The sequence below is a fragment of the Blautia sp. AF19-10LB genome (genome assembly GCF_003461245.1).
In the GTDB taxonomy this organism is placed as follows: Bacteria; Bacillota; Clostridia; order Lachnospirales; family Lachnospiraceae; genus Blautia_A; species Blautia_A intestinihominis.
Map to the genome: position 1 here is coordinate 1 of NZ_QTWS01000028.1, position 17,371 is coordinate 17,371.

The 17,371-nt window shown below is 47.4% G+C and carries 14 protein-coding genes; 11 read left to right on the forward strand and 3 right to left on the reverse strand.

Going from position 1 to position 17,371, the window contains the following annotated elements:
* Nucleotides 1-63: 63 nt before the first annotated feature.
* The 5 genes from DWX28_RS14270 to DWX28_RS14285 all read left to right on the forward strand — a co-directional run bounded on the left by DWX28_RS14270 (nucleotide 64) and on the right by DWX28_RS14285 (nucleotide 4,831).
* Entirely contained in the window at nucleotides 64-1,710 is a 1,647-nt protein-coding gene (locus DWX28_RS14270) for a glycoside hydrolase family 43 protein (RefSeq protein WP_118253231.1), read from the forward strand.
* A 162-nt stretch (nucleotides 1,711-1,872) separates the two neighbouring features.
* A complete protein-coding gene (gene malQ / locus DWX28_RS14275; protein WP_118253235.1) occupies nucleotides 1,873-3,372 on the forward strand; it encodes a 4-alpha-glucanotransferase in 1,500 nt (499 codons plus the stop codon).
* Nucleotides 3,359-3,850 carry a DMT family transporter gene (locus DWX28_RS14280; protein ID WP_022215100.1) on the forward strand — a complete coding sequence of 164 codons (492 nt, stop codon included), beginning with the start codon at nucleotides 3,359-3,361 and terminating at the stop codon, nucleotides 3,848-3,850. The genes malQ and DWX28_RS14280 overlap by 14 nt, the downstream gene beginning before the upstream one ends.
* A gap of 37 nt (nucleotides 3,851-3,887) precedes the next feature.
* Complete coding sequence (locus tag DWX28_RS20815; protein ID WP_442852506.1) at nucleotides 3,888-4,094, forward strand: EamA family transporter; 207 nt, start codon at nucleotides 3,888-3,890, stop codon at nucleotides 4,092-4,094.
* Nucleotides 4,095-4,186: 92 nt separating this feature from the next.
* On the forward strand, nucleotides 4,187-4,831 hold the full coding sequence (locus DWX28_RS14285) for a helix-turn-helix transcriptional regulator (RefSeq protein WP_022215101.1): 645 nt from the start codon (nucleotides 4,187-4,189) through the stop codon (nucleotides 4,829-4,831).
* Nucleotides 4,832-4,938: 107 nt separating this feature from the next.
* Here DWX28_RS14285 and glgB read toward each other — a convergent pair whose 3' ends face one another.
* Nucleotides 4,939-6,726: a 1,4-alpha-glucan branching protein GlgB gene (gene glgB, locus DWX28_RS14290; protein ID WP_022215102.1), complete on the reverse strand. Its 1,788-nt coding sequence runs from the start codon at nucleotides 6,724-6,726 to the stop codon at nucleotides 4,939-4,941.
* 163 nt (nucleotides 6,727-6,889) lie between these two features.
* Between glgB and DWX28_RS14295 the strand changes: the two genes are divergently transcribed.
* The 6 genes from DWX28_RS14295 to DWX28_RS14320 are packed head-to-tail and all read left to right on the forward strand — an operon-like array spanning nucleotide 6,890 to nucleotide 15,233.
* On the forward strand, nucleotides 6,890-7,447 hold the full coding sequence (locus tag DWX28_RS14295; protein WP_118253244.1) for a TetR/AcrR family transcriptional regulator: 558 nt from the start codon (nucleotides 6,890-6,892) through the stop codon (nucleotides 7,445-7,447).
* A 25-nt stretch (nucleotides 7,448-7,472) separates the two neighbouring features.
* Nucleotides 7,473-10,256: a translation factor GTPase family protein gene (locus DWX28_RS14300; RefSeq protein WP_118253248.1), complete on the forward strand. Its 2,784-nt coding sequence runs from the start codon at nucleotides 7,473-7,475 to the stop codon at nucleotides 10,254-10,256.
* A 3-nt stretch (nucleotides 10,257-10,259) separates the two neighbouring features.
* Nucleotides 10,260-11,231, forward strand: a complete 972-nt coding sequence (locus DWX28_RS14305) for a leucine-rich repeat protein (protein ID WP_118253251.1) — start codon at nucleotides 10,260-10,262, stop codon at nucleotides 11,229-11,231.
* Nucleotides 11,228-12,583: a vWA domain-containing protein gene (locus tag DWX28_RS14310; protein WP_118253255.1), complete on the forward strand. Its 1,356-nt coding sequence runs from the start codon at nucleotides 11,228-11,230 to the stop codon at nucleotides 12,581-12,583. The genes DWX28_RS14305 and DWX28_RS14310 overlap by 4 nt, the downstream gene beginning before the upstream one ends.
* Entirely contained in the window at nucleotides 12,573-14,072 is a 1,500-nt protein-coding gene (locus tag DWX28_RS14315) for an AAA family ATPase (RefSeq protein ID WP_118253258.1), read from the forward strand. Before DWX28_RS14310 ends, DWX28_RS14315 begins: the two co-directional genes overlap by 11 nt.
* 15 nt (nucleotides 14,073-14,087) lie before the next feature.
* Entirely contained in the window at nucleotides 14,088-15,233 is a 1,146-nt protein-coding gene (locus DWX28_RS14320) for a ComEC/Rec2 family competence protein (protein ID WP_022215108.1), read from the forward strand.
* 9 nt (nucleotides 15,234-15,242) lie between these two features.
* On the opposite strand, the gene DWX28_RS14325 is transcribed toward DWX28_RS14320, so the two are convergent.
* Together DWX28_RS14325 and DWX28_RS14330 are read right to left on the reverse strand one after the other, a co-directional pair.
* Nucleotides 15,243-16,139 carry a selenium metabolism-associated LysR family transcriptional regulator gene (locus DWX28_RS14325; protein WP_118253263.1) on the reverse strand — a complete coding sequence of 299 codons (897 nt, stop codon included), beginning with the start codon at nucleotides 16,137-16,139 and terminating at the stop codon, nucleotides 15,243-15,245.
* Nucleotides 16,140-16,193: 54 nt separating this feature from the next.
* A complete protein-coding gene (locus DWX28_RS14330) occupies nucleotides 16,194-17,369 on the reverse strand; it encodes an aminotransferase class V-fold PLP-dependent enzyme (RefSeq protein WP_118253266.1) in 1,176 nt (391 codons plus the stop codon).
* Between the last annotated feature and the right edge of the window lie 2 nt (nucleotides 17,370-17,371).

The following is a 17,371-nucleotide window of genomic DNA, read 5'->3' on the forward strand; positions in this document are numbered from 1 at the left end:
AAACACTAAAAAATCCTTGATTTTCAAGGAAAAAAGACTTGACTATATAGGGAGGAAAATGCAATGATACAGAATCCAATACTTCCGGGATTTAACCCGGATCCGTGCATCTGCCGCAAAGGCGATGATTATTATATGGCAGTTTCTACTTTCGAATGGTTTCCGGGAATCCCGGTATATCATTCCAGAGATCTCAAAAACTGGGAATTATATACACATGTATTAACCGATGATGAGGAAGTAAACCTCAAGAAACTTCCAAGTGCCAAAGGTGTCTGGGCACCATGCCTGACTTATTGTGAGGAAGAAGAGATGTTTTATGTAGTTTATGGGGTGATGAACTCCATGAACGCGAGATATTTTGATGTGGACAACTTCCTGATCTGCTCCAAAGACATCAAAGGACCGTGGAGTAAACCGGTATATCTTCATTCAGCAGGATTTGACGCTTCTTTATTCCATGACACAGATGGTAAGAAATATGTTGTTTCACTGGAATGGGAGACAAGGGAAGGATATGAAAAGCCAGGCTACATCTGCATGGTGGAGTATTCTCCGGAAAAGAAGGAGATCGTAGGATATCCGAAGATCATATGGAAAGGCGGCACAGACAGAGGCTGCATGGAAGCTCCGCATCTGACAAAGCGTGGAGACTATTATTTCATCATGTGTGCTGAGGGTGGCACAGGATACAATCACTGTGTGACCATGGGACGTTCCAAAAACGTCTGGGGACCATATGAAAAAGATCCGAAGAACCCGATTGTGACAAGTGTACCGGGAGAATCTTATGAAAGACAGGATCCCGATCATCTGAAACCGAAGTACTATAATCCGGACTCTATTCTTCAGAAATCCGGTCATGGAAGTTATGTGGAACTTCCTACAGGAGAAGTCTATCTGGTTCATCTCTGTTCCAGACCGTTCGTTCCGGAACTACGCTGCACACTTGGAAGAGAGACTGCGATCCAGAAAATGATGTGGACAGAGGATAACTGGCTCCGCATGGCAGACGGCAGCAACCTTGCCAAACTTGAAGTACCGGAAAGTTCCCTCCCGGAATATCCGATAGAAAAAACACCGGACTTTGATGATTTCGACGGTGATGAACTTGGAAACTTCTATTATTCACCGCGTATCATGCCGCAGAGATTTGCTGATATAAATGCAAGAAAAGGATATGTCCGTATCCGTGGACAGGAATCCCGCACTTCCCTGAACAAAGTCAGCATTCTTGCAAGAAAACTGACCAGTGTTTACGCAAGGATCACTACAAAGATGGAATTTGTGCCGGAAGTACATCAGCACAGTGCGGGTCTGATCCTGTATTATGATAACATGAACTACATCAACCTCCGCAAATATTACAGTGAAACTCTCGGACAGAGCGCATTGTCCATCATCCATCTGGAAAATGGCGTCAAGACAGAATTTTTGAATACCAGGATCCCGGTAGAGGACAAACCGATCTACCTTCGCCTCTACATCGAAGGAAGAAAATCCTGGTTCGAGTGGAGCTACGACGGAGAAAATTATGAGAAGATCGGACGCATCTTCGATACCACCAGATTCTCCGATGAATACTGCAAATACGGTGAGTTCACCGGTACCATGGTAGGCCTCACCTGCGCCGACCGCATCCTCCACAGGAAATGTGCCGACTTCGATTTCTTCGAATACAAAGCCGACGAAAGCCGGATGGTGGAGTAAATTAGTCAGAATATCTAAAAAATTTAATATAAACCATCAATTCTGAACATTGACGGTTACCCCTTGTATGTGACAAAATAGGTATTACCAATAATAGGATTGCCGGGCGTTAAAATGCGCCTGGTTTTTCCGCGTTAAAAAGGAATATCAGGGAGGAAAAAAATGGCACAGAAAAGAAAATGCGGCGTACTGCTTCCAGTGAGCAGTCTGCCTTCAAAGTACGGTATTGGATGCTTTGACAAAAAAGCGTATGAATTTGTAGATGCACTCAAGGAAGCAGGACAGAGTTACTGGCAGATCCTGCCGCTGGGACCGACCAGCTATGGTGATTCACCGTACCAGTCTTTCTCTACATTTGCAGGAAACCCATACTTCATCAGTCTTGAGGCACTGATCGAAGAAGGAGTCCTGACAAAGAAAGAGTGTGACAAAGTAGACTTTGGAACAGATGCGACCAGCGTAGATTATGCGAAATTATACGAAGGACGTATGCAGCTTCTCCGCAAGGCATATGAGAGAAGTAATATTTATATGGATCCGGAGTTCCGCAGATTTCAGGAAGAAGAAGCATGGTGGCTCAAGGACTATGCACTTTTTATGGCAGTGAAGAAACGCTTCGGCGGTATTCCGTGGAGCGAGTGGGCTGAGGATATCCGCCTTCGCTGGCAGAACGCCCTGGATTACTACAGAGAAGAAATGTATTTTGAAATCGAATTCCAGGAATATATGCAGTTCAAATTCCGCCAGCAGTGGATGGCACTCAAATCTTATGCAAACGAAAAGGGAATCCAGATCATCGGTGACATCCCGATCTACGTTGCAATGGACAGCGCAGATACCTGGGCAAATCCGTGGCTCTTTAAACTGGATGAGAAAAACTGCCCGACACAGGTAGCAGGATGCCCGCCAGATGGATTTTCCGCTACAGGACAGCTCTGGGGAAACCCTCTGTACAACTGGGAAGTGCACCGTAACTCTGGATATGAGTGGTGGATCAAACGAATCTCCAACTGCTTCCGCCTGTATGACGTTGTAAGGATCGACCATTTCCGCGGATTTGATGAATATTATGCAATTCCATACGGAGATAAGACAGCAGAGAACGGCTGGTGGGAAAAAGGTCCTGGAATCGATCTGTTCCGTGCAATCTCAGCAAGATTGGGAGACAGAGAGATCATCGCAGAGGATCTTGGCTACATGACTGATAGCGTTAAACAGCTTGTAGAAGAGAGCGGCTATCCCAACATGAAAGTTATCGAATTCGCTTTTGACGAGCGCGATACCGGAAATGCCAGCGACTACCTGCCGCACAACTATCCGAGAAACTGTGTTGTCTATACAGGAACCCATGACAACGAAACACTTCTTTCCTGGCTGGACGACATCACACCGGGCGAGAGAAGACAGGTCCGTGAGTATCTGAACAACTTCAAAGACTCCGGCAAAGAACTGTGTGACGACCTGATCTGCCTCGTAATGCAGAGCGTTGCCAATCTGTGCATCATTCCAATGCAGGATTACCTTGGTCTTGACAACTCCGCACGAATGAACCAGCCGTCCACCCTCGGCAAGAACTGGAAGTGGAGACTAAAAGAAGGTCAGTTCTCAAAAGAACTTCAGAAAGAAATGCTGGAACTGGCAACACGTTATGGAAGAAGATAAGAAGAATAATATCAAAGGATATATGCTCGCAATCCTCGGAGGGGTCAGCTGGGGAATATCCGGTGTATGCAGCCAGTATCTGTTTACGCAATATGATCTCAGTGCTGACTGGCTTACCGCGATCCGAATGCTGCTTTCGGGGATCCTTCTTCTCGTACTTGCTTTCCGAAAGGAACATACACGGATTTTTAAGATCTGGACAAAAGGGAAAGATACGTTCTGGCTGATCGCGTTTGCACTTGCCGGACTTCTTCTGTGTCAGTATACATTTCTGGCAGCGATCAAACATTCTAATTCTGCTACAGCTACGGTCCTTCAGAGTCTGAACGTTGTTTTGATGGCGATCGTGATGGCGGTCTGGAATAAGAAAATGATGAGCAGAATACAGATAGCGGCAATTGTCTTGGCGTTTTCCGGTACCTATCTGATCGCAACGAAGGGAAGTCTGACAAGCATGGATCTTCCCGACAAACCTTGACCTTCCAGCGTGGATCATCATCGCAGTCATCGTTATTATCGGCACAGCAGTTGGATTTTCCGTATTTCTCGAGAGCGTAAAATATATCGGCCCCGTAAAATCAACACTACTTGGCTGCCTGGAACCTGCATCCGCAACCCTTCTCTCAGCCTTGCTGCTGGGAACGAAATTTACCGCGATCGAACTGATCGGTTTTGTATTTGTTGTAGGCACGGTATTTCTTTCCGTGTCAACAAAGGAATAGAAGTCTAAAATATTGCACCGGTTGTTTACTTGAGAAAAAGCATGTGTTATAATTTTTTACACGAAAAGATAAAAAATTATCGGGAGTGTAGAATGAAGAAAGAACTAGAGAAATATTTTGTGATAGCAGATACTGTTCAGGAGATGAATGGAGATATCTGTGAGGTTATCCTTCATGAGCTGACAAAATCTGGAAGTTATGTGGCATATGTTGCAAATGGAACAGTTACCGGACAGAAAACAGGAGAGAAGTCAGATTACTTCGTGAAGCAGGTGCTTGAGAACAAAGACTTTAAAGACGATCATCTTTCGAATTATTTTTTCAGGACAACAGATGAAAAGGCAGTCAAGTCATCATCAGCACTGCTCCGAGATCAGGATGGAGATGTGATCGGGATGCTTTGTATCAACATGGATATCACCATGCTTCAGAATGTAAATACTATGTTGATGAACTATCTGAAAACAGACCTGGAGGCAGGAAGAAATCCGGGAACAGGAGAACATGACGTCCCGCAGGACGTCATGGCAGTCATTGACAAACTCATTATGTCGGTGATTGGATCCACAGATACCAGAGAGTTAAGCCGCTCAAAATGCGTTGGGCTGGTGCGCCTTATGGATGAGAAAGGAATCTTCCTTGTCAAAGGAGCAATGGACAAAGTAGCAGAACTGATGGGAGTCTCCCGAGTGACGATCTACAGTTATCTTGACGAAGCAAGAGGAAAAAAAGGATAATTTTTATAGCATATATTAAGATAAGGGCTGCAGTTACGCTGGTGGTAACTGCAGCCCTTAAAATTGCATTGCATATCGAGGAGGTGCCAGTGGCACGTCTGCTGATTTTATGCCTCAGGCGTATAATACACAGCTGAGAACGGCGGCAGGGTCAGGATGATCCTGTCGTTTTTGAGTGTGATGGCGGTATTTAAGTTTTTCTGGGTGCCGCCGTAGATCTCAAGATTGCTGTTCAGTAGTTCTTTAAGGCTGGTGACTCCCGGGAGTTTCAGTTCGTACATCTGCTCGTGGTCGGAGAAGTTGAACAGGGAGATGATCTTTTCTTTCTTGCTGTTTCGCTCAAAGACGTAGATGCAGTTTGCCTCCTGGTGGCAGTCGATCCACTGGAAGCCGTCTGCCTCGTAATCCTTCTCCCAGAGAGCAGAGTGCTCAAGGTAAAGCTGGTTCAGGTCTTTCATGAAACGTGCAAATCCCTTATGGATCGGATAGTCGAGGAGCATCCAGTCCTGTTCACGCTTTTCATCCCATTCACGGAGCTGGCCGATCTCATTTCCCATGAAGTTCAGTTTCTTGCCAGGATGTGCATACATATACATGTACAGTGCGCGTGCCTGCGGGAATTTGTTGTCATAGTCGCCGCTCATTTTCTGCATGATCGTTGCCTTGCCGTGGACAACCTCATCGTGTGACAGCGGAAGCAGGAAACGTGCATCGTAGTAATACATCATGGAGAAAGTCAGTTTGTGATAATTGTCTGTACGATATTCCGGACCAGTACGGAAATAGTCCAGGGTATCGTTCATCCAGCCCATGTCCCATTTATAGTCAAATCCAAGACCGCCCTGGGAAACCGGATCGGTAACTTTCGGGAAGGAAGTGGAATCTTCGGCTGCGAGGATCGCAGATGGGTGGAGATTCTTGAGTCCCTGGTTCATGTACTGAAGGAACTCTACCGCATTCAGGTTTACCCCACGAGCCGGGTCGCCCTGCCAGTAGATCGCACGGCTGATCGCATCCATACGGATACCGTCCATGTGGAATTCACTCATCCAGTAATTGGCACAGGACTGCAGGAAACTTCTTGTTTCGCCGCGGGAATGCATAAAGTTGCAGCTTCCCCATTCGCTGACACCGACAGCAGAGTTCGGATACTCATAAAGCGCAGTTCCGTCATAATTTGCCAGACCGTAAGCATCCACAGCGAAATGAACCGGAACAAAGTCCATCAGCACGCCGATGCCGTGTTTGTGGCAGGCATCCACGAAAGCCTTTAACTGGTCAGCAGTTCCGTATCTGGAAGTCGGACTGAAAAATCCTGTTGCCTGATATCCCCAGGATTCGTCACATGGATACTCATTCAGCGGCATGATCTCAAGACAGTTGTATCCGTTCTCAGTAAGATACGGGATCAGGATATCGATCATTTCCTCATAAGTATACCAGTCGTCGGTCTTGTCGGACGGCTTGCGGAAAGAACCGAAATGGATCTCATAGATGTTGAGTGGTTTTTTGCGGCAGTCGCTGCGGTTCTGCATCCATTTGGAGTCTTTGAATTTATATTTGGACATGTCACGGACGATGGAAGCACTGTTCGGACGAAGCTCCATGCCGAATCCATACGGGTCGCAGTGATCGACCGGATTGTCGTTGCGGTCATAGATACGGTATTTGTACATCTGTCCCGGCTTTGCCTCCGGGATATAGCATTCCCAGAAGTTGCCGTCATAAACTTTGTTCATCTCTGATTCCTGCCAGTCGTTGAATTCTCCGATCACAGCGATGCGGGAAGCAGATGGTGCGAAAGTGCGGAAAGTAACTCCTGTTTTTTCTGTATGTGCACCGAGGTACTGATAAGCGTCAAAAATTTTTCCTGTGTAAAATCCGTAAAAATCCATGCAGATTCTCCTTTGCATATAATAATTATGATTCGATAGTAATGGACAATAGTTGTTTTTTTAACTATACTATAAGAAGACAAGGAAGGGTTGTCCACCGACAATAAAAAAAGAAAGACGGATAAGCAACTTTTGAAAAAAACCGTCGGAAAAGGAAAAACATATGGATATCAGAATCGAAAAAACAGAGCGCGCGATCAAGAATGCTTTTCTGGAATTACGCTCCCGCAAACCACTTGGAAAGATCACTGTAAAGGAGCTGTGCAGTCTGGCTGCGATCAACAAGTCAACTTTTTACAGTCATTATGAAGATATTTATGCACTGTCAGACAAAATGGAATCAGAAACAATTGTCTCTGTGCTCAAGAATATTTCCAGTCAGCAGGAGGAGCCGTTCAAGAATCCGGATGTGTTTACCAGAAACCTCTACATGGCACTGATCTCAAATAATACCCTGATCAACCTTCTGTTTTCCGGAACAGAAAAAGCCCGTCTCGGTGACTGCCTGGAAACAGAGCTGAAACGTCTGATCTGCGAAAAATATCCGGATTATAAGGAGGACCCGCAGAGAGACATCATGCTTTCTTTCTGCATCCAGGGCTGTTTCCATGCATATCTGAACAATCAGGAAAAAGATGTCGCAACACTGGTCTCTGTCAGTGAGAGTATTGTACGTAAACTGGCTCCGATGTATCTGGAAAACAACACAGAAGAAAACTGAAATACAATCTGAAAGAAGAGAAAACATGAAAAAACTGGTAATAGGAATCCTGGCGCATGTAGATGCCGGGAAGACAACTTTGTCCGAAAGACTCCTGTATCTGTGTGGTGTGATCCGTCAGATCGGACGCGTGGATCACGGAGATACCTTTCTGGATAATTATGAACTGGAAAAAGAGCGTGGGATCACGATCTTTTCCAAGCAGGCGATCCTTAAGACCGAGGATGTGGAAGTAACACTTTTGGATACTCCGGGGCATGTCGATTTTTCGGCTGAGATGGAGAGGACACTGCAGGTGCTGGACTATGCGATCCTTGTGATTAACGGCATGGACGGCGTGCAGAGCCATACGATGACACTGTGGCGGCTTCTGGAAAGATATCAGATCCCTACATTTCTGTTCGTCAACAAGATGGATCAGAACGGAACGGATCATGATGCCCTTCTTGCTGATCTTAAGGCACATCTGCATGAAAACTGCGTGGATTTTGGAAAAGTCCAGGAAAACGATGAAGAAAACACCCTAACTCCGGACCAGATGGAAAACATCGCGGTCTGTGACGAAACTCTTCTCGAAAAATATCTTGAGACAGGCAGCATCGAGGAAGAAGAGATTGCAGAACTGATCACACAGAGAAAGATTTTCCCGTGCTATTTTGGCTCCGCACTCAAAGAGGACGGTGTGGAGGATTTCTGGAATGGCGTGCAGAAATATACCAGAGAACCTAAACGACCGACAGAATTCGGTGCAAAGGTCTTCAAGATCGCAAGGGATGAACAGGGAAACCGTCTGACTTATATGAAGATCACAGGCGGCTCTCTCAAAGCCAAAACCATGCTATCATCCAGAGCGAAAGGACAGGCTTTGCCGGGTGTAAGACAGCAGCAGGAGGACTGGGAAGAAAAAGCAGACCAGCTCCGTCTCTACTCTGGCGCAAAATATACAACGATCACAGAGGCAGAAGCAGGAACGATCTGTGCCGTGACAGGTTTGACCAGAACTTATCCGGGTGAGGGACTTGGCATAGAAAGCGAATCCGAGCTTCCTGTTCTGGAACCGGTCCTGAATTATCAGATCCAGCTTCCGGACGACTGCGACCCGCACCAGATGCTGCAGAAATTACGACAGCTTGAGGAGGAAGAACCGGAACTTCACATTCTGTGGGACAGCCAGCTTGGCGAGATCCATGCACAGCTGATGGGAGAGGTACAGATCGAGATCCTCAAGAAACTGATCTGGGACCGTTTTCATGTGGCGGTAGAATTCGGAGCTGGAAGTATCGTCTACAAAGAAACAGTTGCAGAACCGGTAGAAGGGGTAGGGCATTTTGAGCCGCTTCGCCATTATGCGGAAGTCCACCTCCTGATCGAGCCGGGAGAACCGGGAAGCGGATGTCAGTTTTTTACCGCATGCAGTGAAGATGTGCTTGCAAGGAACTGGCAGCGTCTGATCCTCACACATCTGGAGGAGAAGGAACACATCGGTGTGCTGACAGGTTCTCCGCTTACGGATGTGCAGATCACCCTCCTGACAGGGCGTGCCCATGCGAAACATACAGAGGGCGGGGATTTCCGCCAGGCAACTTACCGTGCTGTCCGTCAGGGACTTCGCAAAGCAAAAAATATCCTTCTGGAACCATACTATGAATTCCGTCTTGAAGTGCCTGCCGAGATGATCGGAAGAGCACTGGCAGATGTCCAGAAGATGCAGGGGAGCTTCGAATCACCGGATACAGACGGAACAACCGCAGTCCTAAAAGGAACAGCAGCCGTTTCCCAGATGCGCGATTACCAGAAAGAGGTCGTTGCATACACACACGGAACAGGAAAACTTTTCTGCACACTCAAGGGCTATGCACCGTGCAAAAACCAGGAAGAGATCGTACAGAATGTTGCCTACGATCCGGAAAGCGATCTGGAAAATCCGACAGGTTCCGTTTTTTGTGCACATGGCGCAGGTTTTGTCGTACCATGGGATCAGGTCGAGGATTACATGCATCTGAACAGCGGAGTGGAACTTAACGGCCTGGACAGCGAAACCTGGTATGATGATGTGGATTATGCGGAAAATCCGGGTACAGCGGTGGATAATCCAAACATTTCCAGAAACACAAGTGGAAAAAACGGCAAATTTTCCTACAGCGGAAGTTATGATGAGGAGGAAGAGCTGCAGGCAATTTTTGAGAGGACATTTGGTCCGGTCAAACGCGACCGTGCCGCTTTCCAGAAAAAGACGGTTCATTCGTCAGCACCGACCGTCCGCTATCGACAGGGAAAACCACGCAAGGAAGAATATCTCCTTGTCGATGGATACAACATTATTTTTTCCTGGGAAGAACTGAATGAGCTGGCGAAAGAAAACATCCACGCAGCCTGCGATAAGCTGATGGATATTTTGAGCAATTATCAGGGCTACCGTAAATGCACGCTGATCCTTGTATTTGATGCTTACAAGGTGGAAGGACATATGGAAGAAGTCCTCACCTATCATAATATTTATGTAGTATACACCAAGGAAGCCGAGACAGCAGATCAGTATATCGAGAAGACGGTCCACCGGATCGGCAGACAGTATCAGGTAACCGTAGCGACTTCTGATGGTCTGGAGCAGGTCATCATCATGGGACAGGGCGCACACAGGATTTCCGCACAGGGACTCAAAAAAGAGATCGAAGATACGGAAAAAAATGCGCGTGCAGAGTGGCATCAGCAGCGCCGGAGCAGCAAGACCTATCTCTTTGACAACATGTCAGAAGAACTGCAGGCGCAGATGGAAAAAATCCGGTTAGGTGAGGCAGGCGAAGAATAAAAAATGATATATTTATATAGAAGAAACAAAACAGGAATCTGCATTGACCGCGTATATGGACACGACGGGATCGTGGAACTGCCGGAAACTCTGGAAGGATTTCCTGTGACAGAACTGGGAGCATATATTTTTTCTGACCATATAGACCGGGGCGACTTGGAAAAGTGCAGGATGAGTGGGAAATTCTGTACAGAGGACGGACTGGAAGTGCAGGATGAAGAAGGAATGCCGGAGATGTCCGGAAATGCGGTGCAGGAACTGATTCTTCCGTCAAAACTCAGAAAAGTAGGAAGATATGCTTTTTACAATTGTTTTCACTTGAAAAAGTTAAGTTTCGGCGGTGATCTGCGGGATGTCGGTGTCGGTGCAATGACCGGCTGCCACAAGATCGAGCGGGTCACTGTAAAAACAGACGAGAACGGTGATTCCTGCCTGAGAGATATCCTGACAGAACTGCCGGAGACTCTGAGAGTCGATATGGACAAAAATGGTGAACAGGGGCGTTTCTGGTTTCCGGAATTTTTTGAGGAAGGCGTAGAAAACACACCGGCGCGAATCATCGAAAATCATGTGCACGGAAGCGGGATCCGTTACCGAAACAGCTTCCTTCACAAGAAACTCAACATACTGGAATACGACAAGCTTTTTCCCTATGCGGAAGCGTGGGAGGAGGAGTCAATCGTTCTGAAACTGGTACTGGACCGTATCCTCTACCCGATGGATCTGACAGAGACAGCGGAAGAAAAATACATCCAGTATCTCAGAGAACACGGAGAGCGTGCGGTCAGTATCCTTGGCGAAGAAAAAGAATACGCAGCAATGCGGACGATCCTCACAAAGATCACTCCGGACAGGGCAGAGACAGAAAAAATGCTCGAGCGTGCACAGAGATCAGGAGATTCCAGATGGGTCAGTATCCTCATGGACACGCTCGCAGGCCATGGAAGGAAGAAGAGAAAGGCATTTGAACTGTGAACAGAGAAGAAAAAAACAAATTTGGAAATTTTGTTCATGAGCAGCGCAAAAAAGAAGAAGAGGTACTGGAGATCTGCCAGGATATTTTTGCAAATTCCAGAAATGAACTGGCGGTTTCCATGCGTTATTTCCAGAGCGCTCTCAGTGCATTAAAGATAGTGCCGTCAGGCGAGACACAGGTGCTGGGCACGGACGGGAAACTTCTCTATGTGTCCCCACAGTGGCTGCTTCCGATGTTTATGCAGAACAAAGTAGTGATCAACAGGCTGTATCTCCACGAACTTCTGCACTGTCTTTTCTGCCATCTGTGGAGCAGAAAGGAACGGGAGTGGAGAATCTGGGATCTGGCAGCAGATATCGCGGTGGAAAATATTCTGGATGAACTTTATCAGAAGGCAGTTTACATCCGCCCGAACAGTTTCCGAAGAGAAAAATATCAGCAGTGGAAAGCAGAACACAAAGTTCTGACTGCGGAGATCCTGTATTATGATCTCCTGAAATGCGAGGAAGAAGAAATCGCCCGTCTGGAACAGGAATTCCGCAAGGACGACCACCATTTCTGGTACACGCCGAACAGTCGAAGCGGGATGGCAGACCGCCAGAAGAAATGGGAAGAGATGCGGCGCAAGATGCAGACGGAGATGGAGCTTTTTTCGAAGGAAGCAGCAGGGGATTCGCCGGGACTTGTGGAGCATCTGCAGGCAGAAAACAGAAAACGGTATGATTACCGGGAGTTCCTTCGGAAGTTTTCTGTCCTGAAAGAAGAGATGCAGGTGGATATGGATTCTTTTGACCCGATCTACTATCATTTTGGGATGGAAACTTACGGGAATATGCCGCTGATCGAGCCGCTGGAAACAAAAGAGATGAAAAAAATCGAGGATTTTGTCATCGTGATCGACACTTCCATGTCCTGTAATGGAAGCCTGATCCGCAGGTTTCTGGAGGAAACGTACAGTGTACTTGCAGAGTCGGAGAGTTTTTTCCGAAAGATCCAGGTGCACATCATTCAGTGTGACGAAAAGATCCAGGACGATCAGGTGATCCATAACCAGAAAGAGATGGAAGCGTATCTTGAGGATTTTAATGTCAGAGGGTTCGGCGGAACGGATTTCCGTCCGGCATTTACGTATGTGGAGCATTTGATCAAAATGGGAGCATTTCAGAGACTTCGGGGACTTCTGTATTTCACCGACGGATATGGGACTTTTCCGGCAAAGATGCCGCCTTATGATACCGCGTTTGTTTTTATGAAGGATGATTACAGGGATGTGGATGTGCCGCCGTGGGCGATCAAACTCATTCTGGATACACAGGCACTAGAGAGGAAAGAAGATTATTATGAATATTAAACAGGCAAAACAGGAAGTTGTGGATACGGTCGAAGCGTATCTTATGAAAGACGAGTATGGAGAATATGTGATCCCGAGCGTTCATCAGAGGCCGGTGCTTCTCCTTGGTGCACCGGGAATCGGAAAGACGCAGATCATGGAGCAGGCGGCGCGTGAATGCGGCGTGGCACTGGTGGCGTATACGATCACACACCACACCAGACAGAGTGCGATCGGACTTCCGTTTATTTCGAAGAAGGAATACGGCGGCAGGGAATACTCGGCGACAGAATATACGATGAGCGAGATCGTTGCAAGTATTTATAACCGTATGAGTGAGACGGGTCTCAGCGAGGGAATCCTTTTTATTGATGAGATCAACTGTGTTTCTGAGACACTGGCTCCGGCGATGCTGCAGTTTCTCCAGTGCAAGAGTTTCGGAAACCATGAGATCCCGAAGGGATGGGTGATCGTGGCAGCAGGAAACCCGCCGGAATACAACAAATCTGTCCGTGAATTTGACGTTGTCACCCTGGATCGTGTCAAAAAGATCCTCGTAGAGCCGGATTACCAGACCTGGCGGGAATACGCATACAAAGAAAACATGCACCCGGCGATCCTTTCCTATCTGGAACTTCGCAACAACTGTTTCTACCAGATGGAGACAACGATCGACGGCAAACAGTTTGCAACTCCGCGAGGATGGGAAGATCTTTCCAGAATGATGGAAGTCTACGAGCGTCTTGGAAAAAGTATCACGGCAGATCTTGTGGGGCAGTACATCCAGCATGAGCGCATTTCGAGAGAATTTGCAGAATATTACGAACTGTATCAAAAATACCAGCAGGATTACCAGATCACAGAAATCCTTCAGGGCAAAAACTCCGAGGCAATGGTAAAGAAAGTTTCCCACGCATCCTTTGATGAAAGAGTGAGTGTCGTGAACCTTTTGTTCTCCGGTACACGACAGGCGGTACGAAAAGTCATGCTTCAGGAAGAAGTACTGGAAAAAGTGTTCGAGGTGCTGAAAGCCCTGAAAGAAAACCTGTCATCCGGAAATCTCGCGCAGAGACTGGAAGACTACATCTTTGATCTCAAAAACACCCGCGAGAAGAAGCAGAAAGAAGGACTTCTGGAACGAAGAGAAGACCTCTGCATTCGCCAGGCAGTCACACTTCTGGAAGATTACGCGAAACTTCTGAAACAGCACAGCGAGGTTCAGGGAGAAGAAGCGTTTGATCTTGTCCGGGAGGCATTTGGGAAAGAAAGAGCTTCCTGGGAAGACGAATGGGATCAGGCAGGAAATACACTGGAATATGCGTTTGATTTCATGGAGGCGGCTTTCTATAACAGCCAGGAAATGGTTATGTTTGTCTCAGGGATCAATACCGATTTCTACTGTGTACGTTTCCTGGAAACTTATGAATGTGAGAGATACGTACGTTACAACAGAGATCTGCTGTTCGAAGATGTGAGCCAGCAGATCCGAAGGAGAATTGAAGAACTTTAAGAGGAGCGTTATTAAATGAAGAAACAAAGGAAAATCTACACCTTTTTACTTTCGCTGCTTCTGGCGTTTTCGCTTCTGCTTCCGGGCAGTATCGTTCCGGTGGAAGCAGCAGGCGGCGACATGGCGGTGCACTTTATTGATGTAGGGCAGGGACTGGCGATCCTCGTGCAGTCGGGCGGAGAAAATCTTCTCTATGATGGTGGAAACCGTTCTCATGCAGATGAGGTGGTCCAGTATCTTAAGAATCAGGAAGTAGAGACGATCGATTACATGATCTCCTCTCACTATGATGAGGATCATCTGGGAGGACTTGTCAAATGCCTTGATAATTTTGAGGTGGATCATGTTCTGGGTTCCGACTATGTGCACACATCGGACCTTTTTAATACGTTTATGAATACGGCGACAGCGAATGCGATCACTGTCGAATATCCGGCTGTCGGTGATACTTATGAATTTGGGACCGGCAGTTTCACGGTCATGGCACCTTCCGGAATCTCCAAGAACAGCAATGACAACTCTGTTGTGATCCGTCTTGTCAATGGCGACAACAGCTTTATGTTCATGGGAGATGCGGAGGAGACAAGTGAGCAGGATATGATCAGTACAGGAATGAACCTGGACTGTGATGTGCTCTGTCTCGGTCATCATGGTTCTGCATCTTCTACTTCATGGGATCTTCTGGAAGCATCGACTCCATCCTGGGCAGTGGTAAGCTGCGGCAAAGGTAATTCCTACGGTCATCCGACTGCGGAGACAATGGGAAAACTTTCCGACATGGATATCCCGGTATTTCGTACCGATGACCAGGGAACCGTGATTGCAGTTTCTGATGGAAGTACGATCAGCTGGAACCAGGAACCGTGCAACGATTACAGTTCCGGAGATGAGAGTACTGGCAGCAGTTCAGGTTCTTCTGATGCAAGTACAGGTTCAGGTGTGCGTTATTCTGGCTGGTCAGACAGCTCACAGATTTCGGACAACAGCACCGAGACTGCAGACACGACTGACACCCAGGGAGCCATGGTCTGGATCTCTGCAACAGGAAGCAAATATCACAGCATTCCAAACTGCGGAAATATGAACCCGGACAATGCAAGACAGGAAAGTGAATCACAGGCACTCAGTGAAGGTTATGAAGCCTGCAAAAAATGCTGGTAAAAACAAGAATCAGATTTCCTGATAAAAATCCCGTACATAGTGCATAAACTGGCGCACATGCGGTTTCAGGATCCGGTTTTTGCTGTAAACAATATAAAAACTTCTTTTATGAACAGATTCTTCTAATGGAAACAGAAGGATCTGTTTTGTTTTTTCCAGATCTACGGCAGAACGGGCAGAGAGGATTGAGATGCCAAGTCCGTTGACGATAGATTTCTTGATGCTTTCCAGATCGTTCATTCGGGCGATCACATTGAGGTCAGAAGGCGTGATGCCGATCTTTTCCAGAAAAAGATCCATCTCTTTCTTGGTGCCGGAGCCTTTTTCACGGATGATGATCGGATCTTCCAGAAACTGTTTGAAATCGACAGGATCTTCCTTGAATTTCAGGTAGTGTTCTGTGACAGGCGTGGCGATCACAAGAGTATCCTGGCAGAACGGGATAAAGACACAGCTTTCATCTCCGGTGTTCTGCCCGACGAGTGCGAGGTCGACGATTCCATCGAGGACACGGTGGATAGCTCCTTCGCTGTCTGTCTGAATGGAATGAAAATAAATATCCGGGTGCGTGCCTCCAAAACCTGCGAGCAGTTCCGGCAACAGATAAGAGGAAGGAATCGTGGAGGCTGCAAGGTCGATCATGTGCTTCTGCGCCCCTGTGAAGTTGTCGAGAAGGTTGTTGCGGATCTCAAGCATCCGGACTGCACTGTCGTAGAGCTGGTAGCCTCTGGTGGTGATGGTGGTCTTTTTTGTCGTGCGGATGATGAGTTTGGAGTGAAGCTCTTCTTCGAGGGAGCGGATGTGTGCGCTGATGGTTGGCTGTGTCAGATAAAGTCGTCTGGCAGCTTCGGAGAAACTGCCGTAATCGACGACGGCGACAAAGGCTTCTAACTGTTTGAATTCCATAAATCAAAAATCTCCTGAAAAGTGAATCTTCTAAATAATACGATAATGATACGCTTATTGTGAAATCCCTGTGATCTCTGCAAGTGCATGAAGGGCAGTGTCCACTTCTTCCGGGGTATTTTCCGGACCAAAGGAGAAGCGGAGCGTACCGGCAGGATATGTGCCGAGGGTTTTGTGCGCACTTGGGGCACAGTGGAGACCGACGCGGGACATGATCCCGTAAGTATCGTCCAGTTCAAAGGCGGCACGAGCCATATCCACTTCAAGTGTCTGGATCGAGACGACGGCACAGCGGTTCTGGGTGTCTTTGTGTCCGATCACGCGAAGGCTGGCCTCAGCCGGGTCGAGGGTGAGGATTCCGTCAATGAATTGTTTCGTCAGCGTGAGTTCATGCTGGAAAGCCAGATCCATTGAACTGTTCTCCAGATCATCAAGCGCGGCGTGAAGACCGAGGATCCCGGGGATGTTCGGCGTTCCCGGCTCGAAGCGGTCCGGGAGGAAATCAGGGACTTCTTCAGTATGGGAAATACTTCCGGTGCCGCCACTTAAGAGTGGTTCGATCTGAGAAGCAAGCTCGCTGCAGATCAGGAAACCGCCGATCCCCTGTGGTCCACGGAGTCCTTTGTGCCCGGTGAAAGCGAGCGCATCAAGCTTTAATTCTTCCATATCGATCGGAAGTGTACCGGCAGTCTGTGCACTGTCCAGGACAAAAAGCAGCTCATGTTTCTGGCAGAAGGTGCTGATCTCCTTAAGCGGCATGATGGTTCCGCATACATTGGAAGCGTGGAGACAGACGAGAAGTCTGGTATTTGGTTTCACGAGCGCATCTGCTTCTGAGAGAATCAGATTTCCTTCATGATCGCACGGAATCCTGTCAAAAGTCACTCCCTGTCTCTGAAGCTGCACAAGCGGGCGCATTACTGCATTGTGCTCCATCGAAGTGACCAGCACATGGTCGCCTGGTTTCAGGATCCCCTTGAGGAGAATATTAAGGCTCATAGTGATGTTCTGGGTGAAAATCACATTTTTGCCCCTGCCGGATGTGAAATGGAAAAGCCGGCGAAGCTGTTCTCTTGTTTCAAAGATCTGTTCTTCTACGGAATAGGCAGCCTGATACCCGCCGCGTCCGACATTGACCGCACAGCCGGAGAGATACTGATAAACAGCATCAGCCACAGAAGGAGCCTTCGGAAAAGAAGTGCTTGCCTGATCCAGATATATTTTTTTCATAA

Bases quoted from the DNA above. Each gene is read 5' to 3' on its own strand.
- DWX28_RS14300 (WP_118253248.1), top strand. From the start codon at position 7,473: ATGAAAAAACTGGTAATAGGAATCCTGGCGCATGTAGATGCCGGGAAG.
- DWX28_RS14305 (WP_118253251.1), top strand. From the start codon at position 10,260: ATGATATATTTATATAGAAGAAACAAAACAGGAATCTGCATTGACCGC.
- DWX28_RS14270 (WP_118253231.1), top strand. From the start codon at position 64: ATGATACAGAATCCAATACTTCCGGGATTTAACCCGGATCCGTGCATC.
- DWX28_RS14330 (WP_118253266.1), bottom strand. From the start codon at position 17,369: ATGAAAAAAATATATCTGGATCAGGCAAGCACTTCTTTTCCGAAGGCT.
- DWX28_RS14280 (WP_022215100.1), top strand. From the start codon at position 3,359: ATGGAAGAAGATAAGAAGAATAATATCAAAGGATATATGCTCGCAATC.
- DWX28_RS14315 (WP_118253258.1), top strand. From the start codon at position 12,573: ATGAATATTAAACAGGCAAAACAGGAAGTTGTGGATACGGTCGAAGCG.
- malQ (WP_118253235.1), top strand. From the start codon at position 1,873: ATGGCACAGAAAAGAAAATGCGGCGTACTGCTTCCAGTGAGCAGTCTG.
- DWX28_RS14285 (WP_022215101.1), top strand. From the start codon at position 4,187: ATGAAGAAAGAACTAGAGAAATATTTTGTGATAGCAGATACTGTTCAG.
- glgB (WP_022215102.1), bottom strand. From the start codon at position 6,726: ATGGATTTTTACGGATTTTACACAGGAAAAATTTTTGACGCTTATCAG.
- DWX28_RS14295 (WP_118253244.1), top strand. From the start codon at position 6,890: ATGGATATCAGAATCGAAAAAACAGAGCGCGCGATCAAGAATGCTTTT.
- DWX28_RS14325 (WP_118253263.1), bottom strand. From the start codon at position 16,139: ATGGAATTCAAACAGTTAGAAGCCTTTGTCGCCGTCGTCGATTACGGC.
- DWX28_RS14320 (WP_022215108.1), top strand. From the start codon at position 14,088: ATGAAGAAACAAAGGAAAATCTACACCTTTTTACTTTCGCTGCTTCTG.